The organism is Caulobacter sp. Root343 (genome assembly GCF_001425745.1).
Lineage (GTDB): Bacteria > Pseudomonadota > Alphaproteobacteria > Caulobacterales > Caulobacteraceae > Caulobacter.
In genome coordinates, this window is the sequence record NZ_LMDF01000007.1 from 231,310 (window position 1) to 245,888 (window position 14,579).

The 14,579-nt window shown below is 67.2% G+C and carries 22 protein-coding genes and 1 tRNA gene; 4 read left to right on the plus strand and 19 right to left on the minus strand.

Going from position 1 to position 14,579, the window contains the following annotated elements:
• Positions 1-279: 279 nt before the first annotated feature.
• Both glnA and ASC70_RS13660 read right to left on the minus strand, forming a co-directional pair.
• Positions 280-1,689: a type I glutamate--ammonia ligase gene (gene glnA / locus ASC70_RS13655; protein WP_047405923.1), complete on the minus strand. Its 1,410-nt coding sequence runs from the start codon at positions 1,687-1,689 to the stop codon at positions 280-282.
• Positions 1,690-1,733: 44 nt separating this feature from the next.
• Positions 1,734-2,072, minus strand: a complete 339-nt coding sequence (locus ASC70_RS13660; protein ID WP_047405922.1) for a P-II family nitrogen regulator — start codon at positions 2,070-2,072, stop codon at positions 1,734-1,736.
• Between the two features lie 249 nt (positions 2,073-2,321).
• Between ASC70_RS13660 and ASC70_RS13665 the strand changes: the two genes are divergently transcribed.
• From ASC70_RS13665 to ASC70_RS13680, 4 genes are all read left to right on the plus strand, one after another.
• A complete protein-coding gene (locus ASC70_RS13665; RefSeq protein WP_056050930.1) occupies positions 2,322-3,869 on the plus strand; it encodes an acetyl-CoA acetyltransferase in 1,548 nt (515 codons plus the stop codon).
• Entirely contained in the window at positions 3,866-4,435 is a 570-nt protein-coding gene (locus ASC70_RS13670) for a histidine phosphatase family protein (protein WP_056050932.1), read from the plus strand. Before ASC70_RS13665 ends, ASC70_RS13670 begins: the two co-directional genes overlap by 4 nt.
• Before the next feature lie 10 nt (positions 4,436-4,445).
• Entirely contained in the window at positions 4,446-5,897 is a 1,452-nt protein-coding gene (locus tag ASC70_RS13675) for a bifunctional ADP-dependent NAD(P)H-hydrate dehydratase/NAD(P)H-hydrate epimerase (protein ID WP_056050934.1), read from the plus strand.
• Between the two features lie 44 nt (positions 5,898-5,941).
• Positions 5,942-6,026 (plus strand) — tRNA-Leu (locus ASC70_RS13680).
• Positions 6,027-6,042: 16 nt separating this feature from the next.
• Here ASC70_RS13680 and ASC70_RS13685 read toward each other — a convergent pair.
• The 17 genes from ASC70_RS13685 to ASC70_RS13760 all read right to left on the minus strand — a co-directional run bounded on the left by ASC70_RS13685 (position 6,043) and on the right by ASC70_RS13760 (position 14,576).
• Positions 6,043-7,206 (minus strand): site-specific integrase, encoded by a 1,164-nt coding sequence (locus ASC70_RS13685; protein ID WP_056050937.1) that lies wholly within the window; start codon positions 7,204-7,206, stop codon positions 6,043-6,045.
• Positions 7,152-7,367 (minus strand): excisionase, encoded by a 216-nt coding sequence (locus ASC70_RS25195; RefSeq protein WP_200940386.1) that lies wholly within the window; start codon positions 7,365-7,367, stop codon positions 7,152-7,154. Before ASC70_RS25195 ends, ASC70_RS13685 begins: the two co-directional genes overlap by 55 nt.
• The gene (locus ASC70_RS13695) at positions 7,364-7,885 is read right to left on the minus strand and encodes a DUF1643 domain-containing protein (protein ID WP_056050940.1); all 522 of its coding nucleotides are present in this window, start codon (positions 7,883-7,885) and stop codon (positions 7,364-7,366) included. Before ASC70_RS13695 ends, ASC70_RS25195 begins: the two co-directional genes overlap by 4 nt.
• Positions 7,882-8,160, minus strand: a complete 279-nt coding sequence (locus ASC70_RS13700; protein ID WP_056050942.1) for a hypothetical protein — start codon at positions 8,158-8,160, stop codon at positions 7,882-7,884. The genes ASC70_RS13695 and ASC70_RS13700 overlap by 4 nt, the downstream gene beginning before the upstream one ends.
• The gene (locus tag ASC70_RS13705; RefSeq protein WP_056050945.1) at positions 8,153-8,764 is read right to left on the minus strand and encodes a hypothetical protein; all 612 of its coding nucleotides are present in this window, start codon (positions 8,762-8,764) and stop codon (positions 8,153-8,155) included. Before ASC70_RS13705 ends, ASC70_RS13700 begins: the two co-directional genes overlap by 8 nt.
• Complete coding sequence (locus ASC70_RS24990) at positions 8,761-8,934, minus strand: hypothetical protein (RefSeq protein WP_156396204.1); 174 nt, start codon at positions 8,932-8,934, stop codon at positions 8,761-8,763. The genes ASC70_RS13705 and ASC70_RS24990 overlap by 4 nt, the downstream gene beginning before the upstream one ends.
• Positions 8,931-9,443 carry a hypothetical protein gene (locus tag ASC70_RS13710; protein WP_056050947.1) on the minus strand — a complete coding sequence of 171 codons (513 nt, stop codon included), beginning with the start codon at positions 9,441-9,443 and terminating at the stop codon, positions 8,931-8,933. Before ASC70_RS13710 ends, ASC70_RS24990 begins: the two co-directional genes overlap by 4 nt.
• Complete coding sequence (locus ASC70_RS13715; protein ID WP_056050950.1) at positions 9,440-9,952, minus strand: hypothetical protein; 513 nt, start codon at positions 9,950-9,952, stop codon at positions 9,440-9,442. The genes ASC70_RS13710 and ASC70_RS13715 overlap by 4 nt, the downstream gene beginning before the upstream one ends.
• Complete coding sequence (locus ASC70_RS13720; RefSeq protein WP_056050951.1) at positions 9,949-10,641, minus strand: hypothetical protein; 693 nt, start codon at positions 10,639-10,641, stop codon at positions 9,949-9,951. Before ASC70_RS13720 ends, ASC70_RS13715 begins: the two co-directional genes overlap by 4 nt.
• Complete coding sequence (locus ASC70_RS13725) at positions 10,634-11,761, minus strand: phage Gp37/Gp68 family protein (RefSeq protein WP_056050953.1); 1,128 nt, start codon at positions 11,759-11,761, stop codon at positions 10,634-10,636. The genes ASC70_RS13720 and ASC70_RS13725 overlap by 8 nt, the downstream gene beginning before the upstream one ends.
• A gap of 55 nt (positions 11,762-11,816) precedes the next feature.
• Entirely contained in the window at positions 11,817-12,665 is an 849-nt protein-coding gene (locus tag ASC70_RS13730; protein ID WP_056050956.1) for an SPFH domain-containing protein, read from the minus strand.
• Positions 12,666-12,715: 50 nt separating this feature from the next.
• Positions 12,716-12,982, minus strand: coding sequence for a hypothetical protein (locus tag ASC70_RS13735; protein ID WP_056050958.1), 267 nt, complete (start codon positions 12,980-12,982; stop codon positions 12,716-12,718).
• Positions 12,979-13,251: a hypothetical protein gene (locus ASC70_RS13740; protein ID WP_056050959.1), complete on the minus strand. Its 273-nt coding sequence runs from the start codon at positions 13,249-13,251 to the stop codon at positions 12,979-12,981. The genes ASC70_RS13735 and ASC70_RS13740 overlap by 4 nt, the downstream gene beginning before the upstream one ends.
• Positions 13,248-13,481 carry a DUF1153 domain-containing protein gene (locus tag ASC70_RS13745; protein ID WP_056050961.1) on the minus strand — a complete coding sequence of 78 codons (234 nt, stop codon included), beginning with the start codon at positions 13,479-13,481 and terminating at the stop codon, positions 13,248-13,250. The genes ASC70_RS13740 and ASC70_RS13745 overlap by 4 nt, the downstream gene beginning before the upstream one ends.
• Entirely contained in the window at positions 13,481-13,756 is a 276-nt protein-coding gene (locus tag ASC70_RS13750) for a hypothetical protein (RefSeq protein ID WP_056050963.1), read from the minus strand. The genes ASC70_RS13745 and ASC70_RS13750 overlap by 1 nt, the downstream gene beginning before the upstream one ends.
• A 2-nt stretch (positions 13,757-13,758) precedes the next feature.
• On the minus strand, positions 13,759-14,193 hold the full coding sequence (locus tag ASC70_RS13755; RefSeq protein WP_056050964.1) for a helix-turn-helix domain-containing protein: 435 nt from the start codon (positions 14,191-14,193) through the stop codon (positions 13,759-13,761).
• Positions 14,194-14,303: 110 nt separating this feature from the next.
• The gene (locus ASC70_RS13760; protein WP_056050966.1) at positions 14,304-14,576 is read right to left on the minus strand and encodes a hypothetical protein; all 273 of its coding nucleotides are present in this window, start codon (positions 14,574-14,576) and stop codon (positions 14,304-14,306) included.
• Between the last annotated feature and the right edge of the window lie 3 nt (positions 14,577-14,579).

Consider the following 14,579-nt stretch of genomic DNA (forward strand, 5'->3'; position numbering starts at 1 on the left):
TAAAGCGCCGCGTCGCCGAATTGAGCAGGGCGTTGGCGGCGATTCCGTTTGCGCTGCGATAGGCCAAGTTTCGGCCTCGGCGATATCCCGCGCTACGCGATTCCAGCCGGAAAGGGGCGATTACGCCGGTTATGTTGCGAACTTGCGACATTTTTGTTCAGTCGCTGCTCGTAAGTAATAAGTCATTCCCAGGTTTCGCGTGGCGTTTCTTGTGCGGCGCAACGAAAAAGGGCCGGAGATCGCTCTCCGGCCCTCGTCCTCATCTAGCCGCTTACGCGATTAGCACTTGTAGTACATGTCGAATTCGACCGGGTGCGGGTGCAGTTGCAGGCGCATCACTTCTTCCATCTTCAGCTCGATGTAGCTGTCGATGAAGTCGTCGTCCATGACGCCGCCGGCCTTCAGGAAGGCGCGGTCCTTGTCCAGGTTCTCCAGGGCTTCGCGCAGCGAACCGCAGACTTCCGGGATCTTCTTCTGCTCGCGGGGCGGCAGATCATAGAGGTTCTTGTCGGCCGGAGCGCCCGGATCGATCTTGTTGATGATGCCGTCCAGGCCGGCCATCAGCAGGGCGACGAAGGTCAGGTACGGGTTGCCCATCGGATCGGGGAAGCGAGCTTCCAGACGCTTGGCCTTCGGCGAGTCGACGTGCGGGATGCGGATCGAGGCCGAACGGTTGCGCGAGCTGTAGGCCAGCTTCACCGGGGCTTCGTAGCCGGGCACCAGGCGCTTGTACGAGTTCGTCGTCGAGTTCGAGAACGCGTTGATGGCCTTGGCGTGCTTGATGATGCCGCCGATGTACCACAGGCATTCCTGCGACAGGCCGGCGTACTTGTCACCGGCGAACAGCGGCTTGCCGTCCTGCCAGATCGACTGGTGCACGTGCATGCCCGAACCGTTGTCGGCGAACATCGGCTTGGCCATGAAGGTGGCGGTCTTGCCGTAGGCGGCCGCGACGTTGTGGATGACGTACTTGTAGAGCTGCATCCGGTCGGCCATCACGACCATGGTGTCGAACTTCAGGCCGAGTTCGTGCTGGGCCGGGGCCACCTCGTGGTGGTGCTTTTCCGGCTTCATGCCCAGCTCGCCCATGACGGCCAGCATTTCGCCGCGCAGGTCCTGGCAGCTGTCGACCGGATTCACCGGGAAGTAGCCGCCCTTGGGGCCCGGACGGTGGCCCATGTTGCCTTCGGCGTATTCCTTGGCCGAGTTCACCGGCAGTTCGGTGGAGTCGTACGAATAGCCGGTGTTGTTCGGCGAGACCGACCAGCGGACGTCGTCGAAGATGAAGAACTCGGCTTCCGGGCCGAAGTAGACGGTGTCGCCCACGCCCGCCGACTTGACGTAGTTCAGCGCGGCCTTCGCGATCGAGCGCGGGTCGCGGTTGTAGGGGGTGCCGCTGTCGGGGTTCACGACGTCGCAGAACAGAGCCAGCGTGGTCTGCTGATAGAACGGATCGATGATCGCGCTCGACAGGTCCGGCCGCAGCTTCATGTCCGACTCGTTGATGGCCTTCCAGCCGGCGATCGACGAGCCGTCGAACATCGTGCCATCGTTCAGGAAGTCATCGTCGACCAAGTCGATGTCGAACGTGACGTGCTGCATCTTACCGCGCACGTCGGTGAAGCGGACGTCGACGTACTTGACGTCCTTTTCCTTGATCAGGTTCAGGATATCTTTGGCGGTGGTCATTCCGTATCCCCTTTGTAAGCTCTCGTAAGTGTTGACAGTCCGGCCTAGACGGCGGCGGGACCGTTTTCTCCGGTTCGGATGCGGATCACTTCCGTGATCTCCGACACGAAAATCTTGCCGTCGCCGATGCGACCCGTGCGGGCGGCTCGGGTGATGGCTTCCAGCGCGGGTTCCAGCTGGCTGTCCTCGACGACCACCTCGACCTTGATCTTGGGAAGGAAGTCGACGACGTACTCGGCGCCGCGATACAGTTCGGTATGGCCTTTCTGACGGCCATAGCCCTTGGCTTCGAGCACGGTCATGCCCTGGACGCCCATGTCCTGCAGGGCCTCCTTCACCTCATCCAGCTTGAACGGCTTGATGACGGCTTCGATCTTCTTCATCGGTTCCACTTTCGGGCCCGTCGGCGGCGAACCGCCTTCACTGAGCGCGCAACCATCACGCCGTCCGGAGGCTCGCAAGCGAGGGTCTGCGACAAACCTGACCGAACGATTGAGTTCGAGGCATGTGTTCGAATTTTAGGCGCCTGGCGCCCTCAGTATGTGCAGTTTCGGAATGGCCGCCAAATGGCCTTGCGATGCGCCGTTTCGCGCCTACGATCGCGCCCAACGATCGTTTGAACGGGGGTGGAGATGCGCGACGACACGCCGGTTTTGATCGGCGCGGGCCAATTCACGTATCGAGGCGATGCGGGAAATTCACCGTCTCCGCTGCAACTGCTGAAACTTGCGGCGGAACGGGCGGTTCTCGATGCGGGCTTGAAAGGGTCGGTTCTTGCCGACCTCGACGCTTTGGCGGTCGTGGCGTTCAGCATCGACGCGCCGGGAGGGCTTTCGAAGCTGCCCTTGCCCAGGCTGGCGGACCCGCCGGCCTCGCTGGCCCGGGCGCTGTCGGCCCGGCCGCGCTGGAGCGTCTATACCGAGACCGGCGGCAACAGTCCGCAGCAGGCGGTCAACATCGTCTGCGAGCGGATCGCCGGGGGCGAGTCGGACCTGGCGCTGGTGGCCGGCGCCGAGTTCCTCGGCTCGCTGATGAAGCGGATGAAGGGTGGCCTGGGCTTCGACGGCTGGGGCGACGACCTCGACAGCGCGCCCCAGCGGATCGGTGATCCACGTCCCGGCGTGACGGCGCAGGAGGCCGCCCATGGGCTGGGTTATCCGGTCAACACCTATCCGTTGTTCGAGAACGCGCTGCGGGCGCGTGATGGACGGTCGATCGAGGACCACCAGAACCAACTGGGCGCGCTGTTCACGCCGTTCACCAAGGTGGCCGCCGCCAATCCGCACGCCTGGTTTCCGACCGAACGCTCGGCCGAGGAACTGATCACGGTCACCGACCGCAACCGGATGGTCGGCTTTCCGTACCCGAAATACCTGAACGCGATCATGGAGGTCGACCAGTCGGCGGCGGTCCTGATCGCCAGTGTGCGCAAGGCCCGCGCGCTGGGCGTGCCGGAGGATCGCTGGGTGTTCCTGCACGGCTGCGCCGACGCCTCTGACCTCTGGTATCCGTTGGAGCGTCAGAACTATCATTCCAGCCCCGCCATGCGCCTGACCGGCGAGCGGGCGCTGGAGATGGCGGGTATCGGGCTCGAAGATCTCGCGCTGATCGACCTTTATTCCTGCTTCCCGTCCGCGGTGCGGATCGGGGCCGAGGAACTGGGCCTGGCGCTCGATGATCCGCGCGGCCTGACAGTGACGGGCGGTCTGCCGTATTTCGGCGGGCCAGGGAACAACTACGCCCTCCACGCTATCGCCGAAATGGCGGTTCAGCTGCGCGAGCGGCCCGGCGCCTACGGCCTCACGACCGCCAACGGCTGGTTCCTGACGAAGCAGTCGGTGGGAATCTATTCGACCAAGCCGGTCGAGGGCCGCTGGGAGCGCCAATCACCGTCGGTGATACAGGCACGGATTGACGCCCTGCCGCACCCCGAGATCGTCGAGCGGCCGGAGGGCAAGGCCACGATCGAGACCTACACCGCCGTCCACGGTCGTGAGGGCGTGCGGATGGGCGTCGTCATCGGCCGAGACGATCAAGGCCGCCGCTTCGTCGCTCAGACGCCCGATGATCCCGTCGTGCTGCGCGATCTCGAAAGCCGCGAGGGCGTTGGGCGAACCGGTTCGGTCGGGCTGCATCCCGACGGCGTCCGCAACCTCTTCGTCCCGGATCCCGCGTCATGAATAGAGTGCTTGTCATTCGCCACGGCCGTCCGGCCGCGACCTGGGGCGGCGAGGACGAGGATCCCGGTCTCGACGGCATGGGGCTGGCCCAGGCGATGACCGTCGCCCGGGAGATCCTGGCCCTGCCCGCCGATCAGAGGCCGACCCGGGTCGTCTCATCGCCCTTGCGCCGTTGCCGCGAGACGGCGGAGCCGCTGGCCGACGCCTTGGGCGTGCCGATCGAAATCGACCCGCGTGTCGGCGAGATCCCCACGCCGGCGGCATTGAGCGCGGCCGAGCGGCCAGACTGGTTGCGCCGAGCTTTTGGTGGTCGCTGGGACGAGATGATCGGCGATCTCGACTATATCGGCTGGACCCGAAGCGTCGCCGCCGCCTTGCGCGAGCACGCCGGCGCGGCGGTGTTCAGCCATTTCGTGGCCCTGAACGCGGCGGTTTCCGTCGCCACCGGCGCGGCCGAGGTCCTTGCGTTTCGACCCGACCACTGCTCGCGCACGATCTTCGAGATCGACGGCGAACGCTTGATCCTGGTCGAGAAAGGACGCGAAGCTCAAAGCCAAGTGCTTTGAGAGAGACCGCGTGGCCCGAGAGATCCTGACCGTCGCCGAAATGGCCGCCGCCGACCGCGCCGCCGTCCTGCGGGGAACGCCGACGCCCGTCCTGATGGAGCGAGCTGGCGAGGCCGTCGCGAGGGCGGTGCGGGCGCGCTACGCCCATCGGCCCGTGGTGATCTGGTGCGGGCCGGGCGACAATGGCGGCGATGGCTACGTCGCGGCGCGTCATCTGCGTCGGCGCGGCTGGCGGGTCGTGGTCGAGGCCGCGGCGCCGCCGGCCACCGACGCCGCCCGCTGGGCCGCCTCGCGCTGGAAGGGCGAGGTCCGGTCGCTGTCGACCGAGCTATCGATCGGCACGCTCTATATAGACGCGCTGTTCGGCGCGGGCCTCTCGCGACCGCTCGAGGGGGCGGTCGCGCAACTGGCGCGGGCCTGCCAGGAGAAGTCCTTGAGCGTGGTGGCGGTCGACACGCCGTCAGGCGTCCATGGCGACACCGGTCGTCCTATCGGCGATCTGGCCTTCAGCGCTGAACTCACCGTGACCTTCCACCGGCGCAAGCGGGCCCACGTCCTGGTCGAGGGCCGCAAGGCGTGCGGGGAGATCGTCGTCGCCGACATCGGCCTCTGGGCCACTGAAGACTCGGCGCTGTTCGAGAACGATCCCGAGCTTTGGGCGCGCCGTTTTCCCTGGCCGGTTCTCGACGCCCACAAGCACAGCCGGGGGCGACTGAAAGTGGTCAGCGGCGAGGCGTGGAATACCGGCGCGGCGCGGCTCTCGGCGCGCGGGGCTTTGCGGATCGGCGCGGGCGCGGTGACCTTGCTGTCGCCGCCGAACGCGCTGGCCGTGAATGCCGCGCATCTGGAAGCGGTGATGCTGGCGCCGTTCGAATCGGAGGCCGATCTCGCCACGGCGGCGGAGCAGGCCGACGCCGTGATCATTGGCCCGGCGGCCGGGGTGGGGGAGGCGACCGCTCGTAACCTGCAGGCCCTGGCCCGCACCGGCGCGGCCCTGATCGTCGACGCCGACGCCCTGACCAGCTTCCGCCACGATCCCGAGGCGCTTTTCGCCTGCCTGGACCGTGACGACGTGCTGACGCCGCATCCAGGCGAGTTCGAGCGGATCTTTCCCGGATTGCTGGCGAAGTCGCCCGAGCGGATCGCCGCCGCGCGCGAGGCGGCTGGGCTGGCGGGCGCCGTGGTTCTGCTGAAGGGCGCCGACACCGTGATCGCCGCGCCGGACGGTCGGGCGGCGGTGTCGTTGAACGGAACGCCTTGGCTGGCCACGGCGGGGTCGGGCGACGTGTTGGCGGGTTTCATCGGCGGCCTGATCGCCCAGGGGATGGAGAGCTTCGAGGCGGCCTGCGCCGGGGCCTGGATCCATGCCGCGTGCGGCGCCCGCCGTGGTCCTGGCCTGATCGCCGAGGATCTGCCGGGCCTGGCGCCCGGCGTCCTGGCCCAGCTGTACGCAAACCGCTGAGCGGGCTTGCGCGTCGAGGTCCGAGCTCGTAATCCCCGTCGAACGCGGATGTGGCGAAACTGGTAGACGCACTAGATTTAGGTTCTAGCGCCGAGAGGCGTGGAGGTTCGAGTCCTCTCATCCGCACCAAAATTAGTGAAGAAAATCAATCATTCACCGCTTTTTGGGGACAATTCGGGGACTTTTCGGGCTGATGTAGAGCCGCCATTTTGGCGGCCTCGCGACCGCCGTCGGCCGAGTCGATCCACTTCGAATAGACGTTGAAAAGCATCGCCGTCGTCGCGTGGCCCATCTGCCGAGCGATGTAGGCAGGGTTGACCCCGCCCATCAGCGCGGTCGTCGCATAGGTATGGCGAGTTTGCACCGCGCCCCGGTGGCGGATGCCCAGGCGCTTCAAGGTCGGCGTGAAATAGGTGGTCCGCTGGTACTCGTCCGTGGCCCAGGGCTGGCCGGTGGCCGGATTGCGGAAGATCGGCCCGTCGACACCCTTCATGAAGCTGATCGGCTTCATGGCGACCAGCGCGGCGACCGCCCGCGGGGTCAGGTCGACGTCCCGGATCGTGCTGGTCTTGGTGCCCTTCTCGCGGCTGTAGGTTCTGGCGGCGTCGATCCTGATCTGAGACCGGCCCCAGTCCACCTTGCCCCACTTCACCACGATGAGTTCGCTCGGGCGCAGGCCGGTGCAGAAGGCGAATTCGAAATAGGCCCAGACCTCGACGGGCTCTCGTTCCTTCAGCGCCGCCAGGATCGCTTCCATCTCCTCGACCGTGAAGGGATCGGGCACAGGCTTCTGATGCTTCTGGTTCTTGATCCGGACGGCCGGGCTGGCGGGGATCAGGCCATCGTCGACGGCTGAATCCAGGACCCCTCGGAGCGGGATCAGGTCGTTGTTGACGGTCTTGCCCGAGACTTCCTGGACGCGGGCGGCCACGACCTTCTTGATGTCCGACGGCAGCAGCCGCGTGAGCACCTTGGCGCCGAGCGCGGGCGTCCAGACGTTGTTGATGGCGCCTTTGTAGTGCTTGAACGTGCCGAAATCGACGGTCAGGGTTTCCAGCCACTGCTCGGCATAGACACCGAAGGTCAGCTCGGCCGCCGGCGCGCCGGGCGTTTCGAAGAAGTCTTCTCGGCGGTATACACCGGCGGTGATCGCCGCCTGGATTCGGGCTAGGAGCGTCCCGGCCGCCTTGATGTTGGCGGGCGTGGGCTTCAGGTCCAGCGTCTCGACCAGGCGCTCCCCGTGGTGCGTGAACTTCAGGCGGATGCAGTTCTGGCGCGGCTCGACGGTCCCCGTTGCCCTTCGACCCATTGTTCATACCCTTGCGTGTCGATGAGGATTCGGCCGTCGGGCGCCTTACGCCACTGCTTGTTTTCCAGCCAGACGCCCCGGTGGATCTTGGTCTCGATCGCGCGCTCCGTATAGCCGGTCTCGTCCGAGAACTTTTCGATGGTCACGTATCGGAGGCTCACGGGGCGCTCCATGGCTGGAATTTTGCGGAATAGGGCAGGTAGAGGGGATGGCCAGGCTGACCGCCAGGCAGCACCTTGAGACAGTGCAACTGGACGCCCAGTTCGGCCGCCAGGGCGGAGATCGTGCGGTCCTGGCCGACGATACCGCCGTCGACGCCCCAGCCCACGTAGACCAGGCCGCCGGCGTCGCGGATCATGCCCAGGCCGAGGCGCAGGTACGCCATGGTGTCGGGTCCGACGATGTCGAAACCTTGCTTCAGCCGCTTCTTCATCTCGGCCGGATAGGTCTCGACGTAGCCGTGGGCGTTGAACACCCACAGGCTGCCGTAACCGCCCTGGTGGGCGCGGGTCAGCTGCCGCGTGACCGTCGGATCGCTCTCGACCGCGCCGGCCTTGGACGGGTTCAGCATTACGGCGGCCAACGGCGGCCGGCTGCTATCCCAGATTCGCCACAGGGCCACGCGCCATGTCCCGCAGTCCGAGAAGAGGGCGCCGGTCTCGGTCAAGAGATCGCTCATCGCCACACGCTGACGCTGGGCCCGAGGAAGCCGCCGACGCAGACCTTGCCGCGCGCCTGGCGCGAGCGCCAGATGTAGGCGGTGCGGTTCTTGCCGCAGAAGCCGAAGGGGGCTTCCTGGAACTGCTGGACGACGTAGCCGCGTTGGGCGACGGCCGACCGCGCTTCCTCCATCCTGGAGGGGACGACGAGCGTGAAATAGCCGACAACGGCGACAGCGCCAAAGCAGCCGAACAGCACCATCTTTGCGGCCGTGTCGATGTCGTAGTCACGCATCGGCCTTCTCCGCCGCGGCCTGGATCGCGTAGAGGGGTGTCGATCCGGTCGCGACTAGGGTCCACTCCCGATCGTTCACGCCGCCGTTGACGCGGTGGACGCGCCAGGACCCCTCATCTTCGGGGTCGTCGTAGCCGTGGCTGAGCTCGTAGATCGGCCGCGCCGCCAGCCACCCCATGGCTTCGTCGGCAGTCAGGGTTCCTGGGCGATTTGCGGCCGTGAACCACCCAGCGGCGTCGCCGACGTCACAGAAGACCGTGATCGTCTCGACCAAGGCGTCGGCGTTGCGAAAGTCGTCATGACCCGCGTTGACGTGCCGCGCCATCAGCACCGCTATCGCCCATTCGCAGGTCCGCAGGAGCCGGTGCGCCTCGAGGCCGAATTGCACTGGGGACGCGGCCCAGGCCTTCCGCAATGCGGGGAGGGGGCGGCCGAGCCCACCTTGTGCGCCCCTCAGGTGCGAGAAATCCGGCCGGGCCGGGCGCGCGGTCAAGGTGTAGCCGGCCTCGCCGGCGAGTCGGACGGCGAGGTCCAGGACTTCCGGCGGCGACAGTCTCCGGATCAGTGCGTCGATCTCGGCGGCGCGTTCGGACGTGACGCTCATAGCTCGCCCTTCTCAAACTTGACCAGGCGCTGGGCGATAGCGGCAGGGCGCCGGTCGGGGAGCGTTTGGCACAGGCGGTCCCACTGCTCCTCGAGCACCCGTTGCTCCTCGGCGGACCAGTGGTTCCTGCCGCCGGTACGGGCGCTGTTGGCAATATCGGCGTCTCTCATCCGACGCCCCCGTCATCCGACGGCGCGAGCGCGCGGTATCGCTCGGCGTGTTCAGGTGAGTAGAAGCCGGCGCCGACCACCTCTTCGTAGAGCTTGCGCATATCGCCGATAGCGGAACGCATCCTGGCCTCGTGCCCGATGTTCTCGCCCCCGAAGATCGGCTGGTCGTAGTAGCCAGGCACGCCCAGGCCGTGGTCCTGCCGGATCGCCATCGACACCAGAAGTTCGACGGGAGGCTCCACCGGAACCAGCACCTGGGCCGGAGTGGTTACCGGGTCCTGCTTGGGTTGGATGTAGTAGGCGACGTGCTTCTCAGGGCCGCAGTGGCCCGTCGCCTCGTAGGCGTCGGCGCCGCTGTAGATCGCGGCGTTGGCTTGATCGGTGTACCCGGCCCTATCGGACCTCCACCAGCCGTTGTCCGAGTGAATCTTGACCCGCTCAGCTCCCAGAAGACGCATCTTGTCGTCGAGCGATATGCCCGTCAGACGGATGATGGTTTCAGCGTTCATCGCTGTTCTCCGAAGACATAGGCTCGCCAATGGACGAGCACGAAATCGATGGTGGTGGCCTCCCCAAGGGCCTTCAGACGGCGCTCGGCGGCGCTGATGCGCGTGATCCAGAAGCCCCACGGCGTGTCGTTGTGCGCGCCGCGCCAGACCAGGGTGATGATCTTGCCCGGCCGGACGGTGGGGATCTCGAAGCGGCGGCCTTCGACTTCCAGCATCTGGCCCAGGGCATAGCGGCCCAGGACCCGGTGAGCGTATTCCGCCGGCCGGAAGTGCGGCCGCCAGGCCCGGACCACGTTCAGGTACTTGAGGCCCGAGGTCGGGTCGAAGACCTCCTCAAGGTATGAGGTCAGCGGAAAGGTCCAGAACGACCACGGGTGCGTGTGGGGGTCGGGATCCTGGTCGCCTCGGTGGAAGACGTGAAGGCGGAAGCGGCCGAGCAGCAGGGCTGTCCGGTAGGGCTTGCCAAAACCGATCGTCTCGACGCGAAGAAAGCGGCGGAGCAGTTTCACGGCTGCACCCGCTTGAACTCGACCACCCAGACCCACGGATTGGCGTCCCAGGACTCGTCGCCGTTGATCGACCGCCAGAGGAATTCCCACAGCACCAGGGCCGGGGCAGTGACGCGGGGCAGGGGGCCGACATAGTCCGGGCTGATGACGTGGGGATCGCCCAGGCTGGCCTCACGGACGCCTTCGGCCTCGGCGTCGGCCTCGGTGATCGCGCGCAGGCGCTCGACCCGCAGGCCGGTGATCTCCAGCGTCAGGCGGCTGGCCCAGTGCGGCATGTGCATGGGCGGGCAGCGGTTGCCCTCCTTGTGATGCGCCCAGGCGACCATTTCCTTCGCGCGCGGGTCGGTGTGGCGCATTGAGATCGCCTGCTCGTCGGCGCCGTAGACCCAGTGGCCGATGGTGCTGCGCCGCAGCTCCTCGCGCACCCAGAGACGGTCGCCGACGTTGCCGTACGGGCACTTGACCCAGGTCAGCGGCCCGCCCTTCGGGTGCTCGAGCTGCGCGCCGACCCGGCTGTCGGCCGGGTTGACGGCCATGGTCGCCGTAGGCGCCCTCTGCAGCTTCTCCGGGGTCAGCCAAGCGGACTGCTTGCCGGGAGCCGGCTTCATGACCCGGCGGGTCTGGCCCTTGATGTCGGACTGGATGGCGCGGACCATCGGGCCCGAGAACAGGATCGGGCGGTCAACCATGGGCCATCTCCGGCATATCGTTGTGCTCGCGGCCGTCCAGGAGACGCCCGTTGCCGCCCTTCGACGCCTTGACCATCAGGCGCCAGGCGACGCCCTCCGGCAGGTTCAGGTGGTGCCCTCGAAAGGTGCGCCCGTCGGCGCTGACGAAGGCGGTCTCCCGACCGGCGAAGAGCGACATGATGCTGTCGGCTGCGTCGTCGTCAGCGTCGACGATGTCGACCTTGGGGCCGTCCTCGTCGTGGAAGGCTTCCTTGAAGGAGCCCCACTGTTTGAAGAAAAAGGCGACGCTGGCTCGCTCGCAGTCGGAGCGGATCTTGCGCGGCCAGTCGGGGTGCATCGGTCGGGAGTCAGCACCGCTTTCGCCGCCGACGATCACCTGGTCGAGCGGCGGCAGCCGTGTGGGACAGTAGTCGCCAAACATACCGCTCAGCTCGCCGGTCAGCGCGTTCAAAACCTCCGCGCCTCGGAAGCGCAGCGTCGAGATCCTGGTGAAATCCAGCCCCTCCAGCAGGGGTTCAGCCGACACGATACGCTTGGCTGCCGGCGTTTGGAGAAGGTCGACGACGCGGACGATCCGAGCCTGGTCTTCGACGGAGACTCCCAGCCAGACGTTCGGGAGCGGGCTGGCCAGCAGCCCGGCGTCGACCAGGTCGATCAGCTGGCGACGGCCGGTGGGATGATCGACCCAGGTAAAAAGCAAGCGGTCCAGGCCGACGGGCGTGAACAGGCCGGCGACGTACTCGCGCATGGCGTCCGCGCGCTTAGTCAGGATCTGATAGGTATGGTGCGGCGTCGCGGCCATGACCGCCCAGACCTTGTCGATCAGCGCGATCGGCACGCCTTCGGCGAACAGGTCGCTCATGCTGTTGACGAAGATCCTGCGCGGCCGGCGCCAGCGAAGCGGCTTGAAGACGACCTCGTCGGGCGCGGCGGCCATCTTGCCGGTCCAGACGAACCCGGCCTTGGTCTTCATGGTCGTGCCCGCGTAGTGCGGGACGCCGATCGCCTCGAGGCGGCCGGCCATCTTCATAGCGTAGCAGTGCTTGCAGCCCGGGCTGACGACCTGGCAGCCCACGACGGGGTTCCAGGTCTCGTCCGTCCATTCGATCTTGCTGGCCATCGGCGCAGGACTCCGGGGCGGCCGGCGTCTAGCGCCGGCCGCGGGGAAGGGGAGATCAGTCGATCTTGATGAAGGGCACGGCGCCCGAGGTGACGCGCGGCAACACACCGTCCCACTTGGCGATGGCCTGCTGCTGCATGATCTGCGGATTGGCGCGCAGGGCCTGGCCGCGGATGGTCAGCGCCTGGGCGTCACCCTCGGCCTCGGCGACCTTGCGGCGCTTCTCCGCCTCGGCCACAGCGGCCTCGGCGTTGGCCTTCTGAACGTCCTGGTCCGCCCGGGCCCGCGCCAGGATCGACGTCGTCACGACCTCGGGGAAACGCGGCGCGCCCGACCATTCCAGCCGGGTGATCTCGATGCCGTCGCCGCGCCAGCGGTTCGAGACCTCGCTGAAGGCGTCGCGGGCGATCTTCTGGTAGCCGCCGCCCAGCATCGACTCGACGGGCATGGTGGCCGCCGACCGCGCCACGGCCGTGCGGACCGCGTTGCGGATCTGGTTCTCCAGCAGGTAGTCCAGGTTGGCCCGGTACTTGGTGTAGACGCTGGGCGCGGCCGTCGGCAGGACGCGGACGCCGATATTGATGTCGCCCTTGATCTCCAGGCCGTTCTTGTCGACGAAGACCAGCTCCTCGTTTTCGCCGCCATCACCGTTGGTCTCGCGGGTGTAGCTGTATTGGCGTTCGATCACCGGATACTGGAAGATGCGCTCACCGGGCATGCGCAGGTGCCAGCCGGTGGCAAGGGCGTCGGCGGCCACGCCGGGCGCGCCGCCGGTCGGGAAGGCGCGGAACTTCACGCCGACACTGCCCGGCTCGACGGTCGTCGAGTGACATCCGACGAAGCCCAGCAGGGCCACGGCGCTGACGCCGATCAAGATGAAGCGCACCGCGCTGTTCGTGCTCATAGTGGTCTCTCCTGCGCCCGCCATCCCCCGGGCGCGTGGGGATGGGTGGGTCAGGCGGCCGGCGACTGCGCCAGGATCTCGGCGGCGCAGGCGTGATACTCGGTCAGGAAGACCTGGGCGGCTTTCGCCAGGCGCACCTTCACCTTGAATTGCGGGTCACGCTGAATGGCTAGGAACGTGCTGGGGTTCAGGACCGCACCCGCGCCTTCGGCGAAGTTCACCTGGTCCAGGAAGGCCTGCCAGTCGGTGACCCCCAACAGCATCGCGCTGGTCTTGATCGACGACATGCCCAGGGCAAAGTCGTGTTGGATCTTCATGACTTCATGTCTCCCCAGATGGCGTCGCTGGCCTGCTCGGCCGTGGCGTCGTCGTGCATTTCGATGATCAGGGCGGCGGACTGGTCGCCGTCGCGCAGGCGGACGGTCCAGGAGCCGGCGAGACCCAGGGCGCGGAGATCCTTCACCGCCCAGGCGAAGCGGTTGATGGCCGGCGTGGCGTTGGCCTCGCGGCGCTCGTCCGAGCCGGCGCCGATGCGGTCGCCGGCCTGGACGTCGGCCAGGGTGGTGTAGGCGGGCGCGGGTTTCATGCGCGGAACGCCTGCAGGGCGGTGACCTTCAGGCCCTTGCGGCCGTAGCGATCGGCGTGGGCGCGCCAGCTCTCCCACTCCTCGGGCGAGATCTTGTGCGCCCTGGTGATCTGGTCGGCCGACAGCTCGCCCCGGCGCTCGGCCAGCAGCAGCTCGTCCTTGCGCGCCGGCGTCCAGCGCGCGACCGGCAGCAGGCGCGGGTCAGGGTAGACGAGGCGGCGCTTGGCCATCACAGGTCCCCCAACAGCTCGGTGTTGGCGTTGCGGCAGCCGTACTCGACGCCGACCTCGACCAGCGGACCGTAGCCCTCGACGAAGGGGTTCGGCCCCATATCGATCAGCCCGCGCGCCGCCAGCTGAGCGATATGCTCCGCGTGCTGCTCGACGGTATCGAACTGGTAGTGGCTGGCCCTGAACTCGGCCATGAAGGCTTCGTCCAGCTTGCTGTCGTCGATCGTCACCTCGACGACCTGCGACACCAGCACCGAGAACTTGCGGACGGCCATGGTCAGGCCGCCTGCAGGGCGCTGCCCGAGGCGTCGCCCGAGAGGGCGCGGGCCAGGCCGATCAGGTGCTGGCGCGCGTGGCTGGGCGCGGCGACGAAGGCCTTGGCCATCTCGACTCCGCCGGCGACCGAGACCAGCTGCTGGGCGGGGTTGTCGATCGTCGCCGATTGCGCCGTCGACGCAGCGTCGTCCAGGCCTTCGAAGAAGTAGGAGATCGGGACCTGCAGGGTGCGGGCGATGTCCCAGAGCTTGGAGGCGCTGACGCGGTTGGCGCCGTTCTCGTACTTCTGGACCTGCTGGAAGGTCAGGCCGAGCGGCGCGGCTAGCGCGTCCTGGCCGAGACCCAGCAGGCGGCGCTGCATGCGGATGCGACCCCCGACGTGGATGTCGACCGGGTTTGGCTTGCGGGTTTCGTTGTTGGCGGTGTCGGTGGCCATAGGGGGCGTCCTTGTGGCGGTTGCGGAAAGAAAGGGCCCAGGCCGACAGGGTGCCGCCGTATCGGCCTGGGCAGGTGCGGCGCCGGCGGTGGGAGCCGGGCCGGGTGGGGCTAGCGCGCCGGCGGGTCGGCCTGGCGGCGAGGCGTTGCGCCGAAGCCAGCGGCGCTGTTGTCCAGGACGACCTTGTCCTTGTCCGCGATCACATCGAGGCGCTGTTCGTCGAACCAAGCGTCTTCGCGGGTCTTGCCATCGGCATCGACGGTCGGCGTCACGCCGACGCGGTTACAGCCGGTCAGGTAGGTGGTGTAGCTGGTGGCTACGCCCGAGAAGCCGGTGATCCGGTCCTTCACGGTGCTGCCAAGGATAGATTCAGCACGTTGCATCGG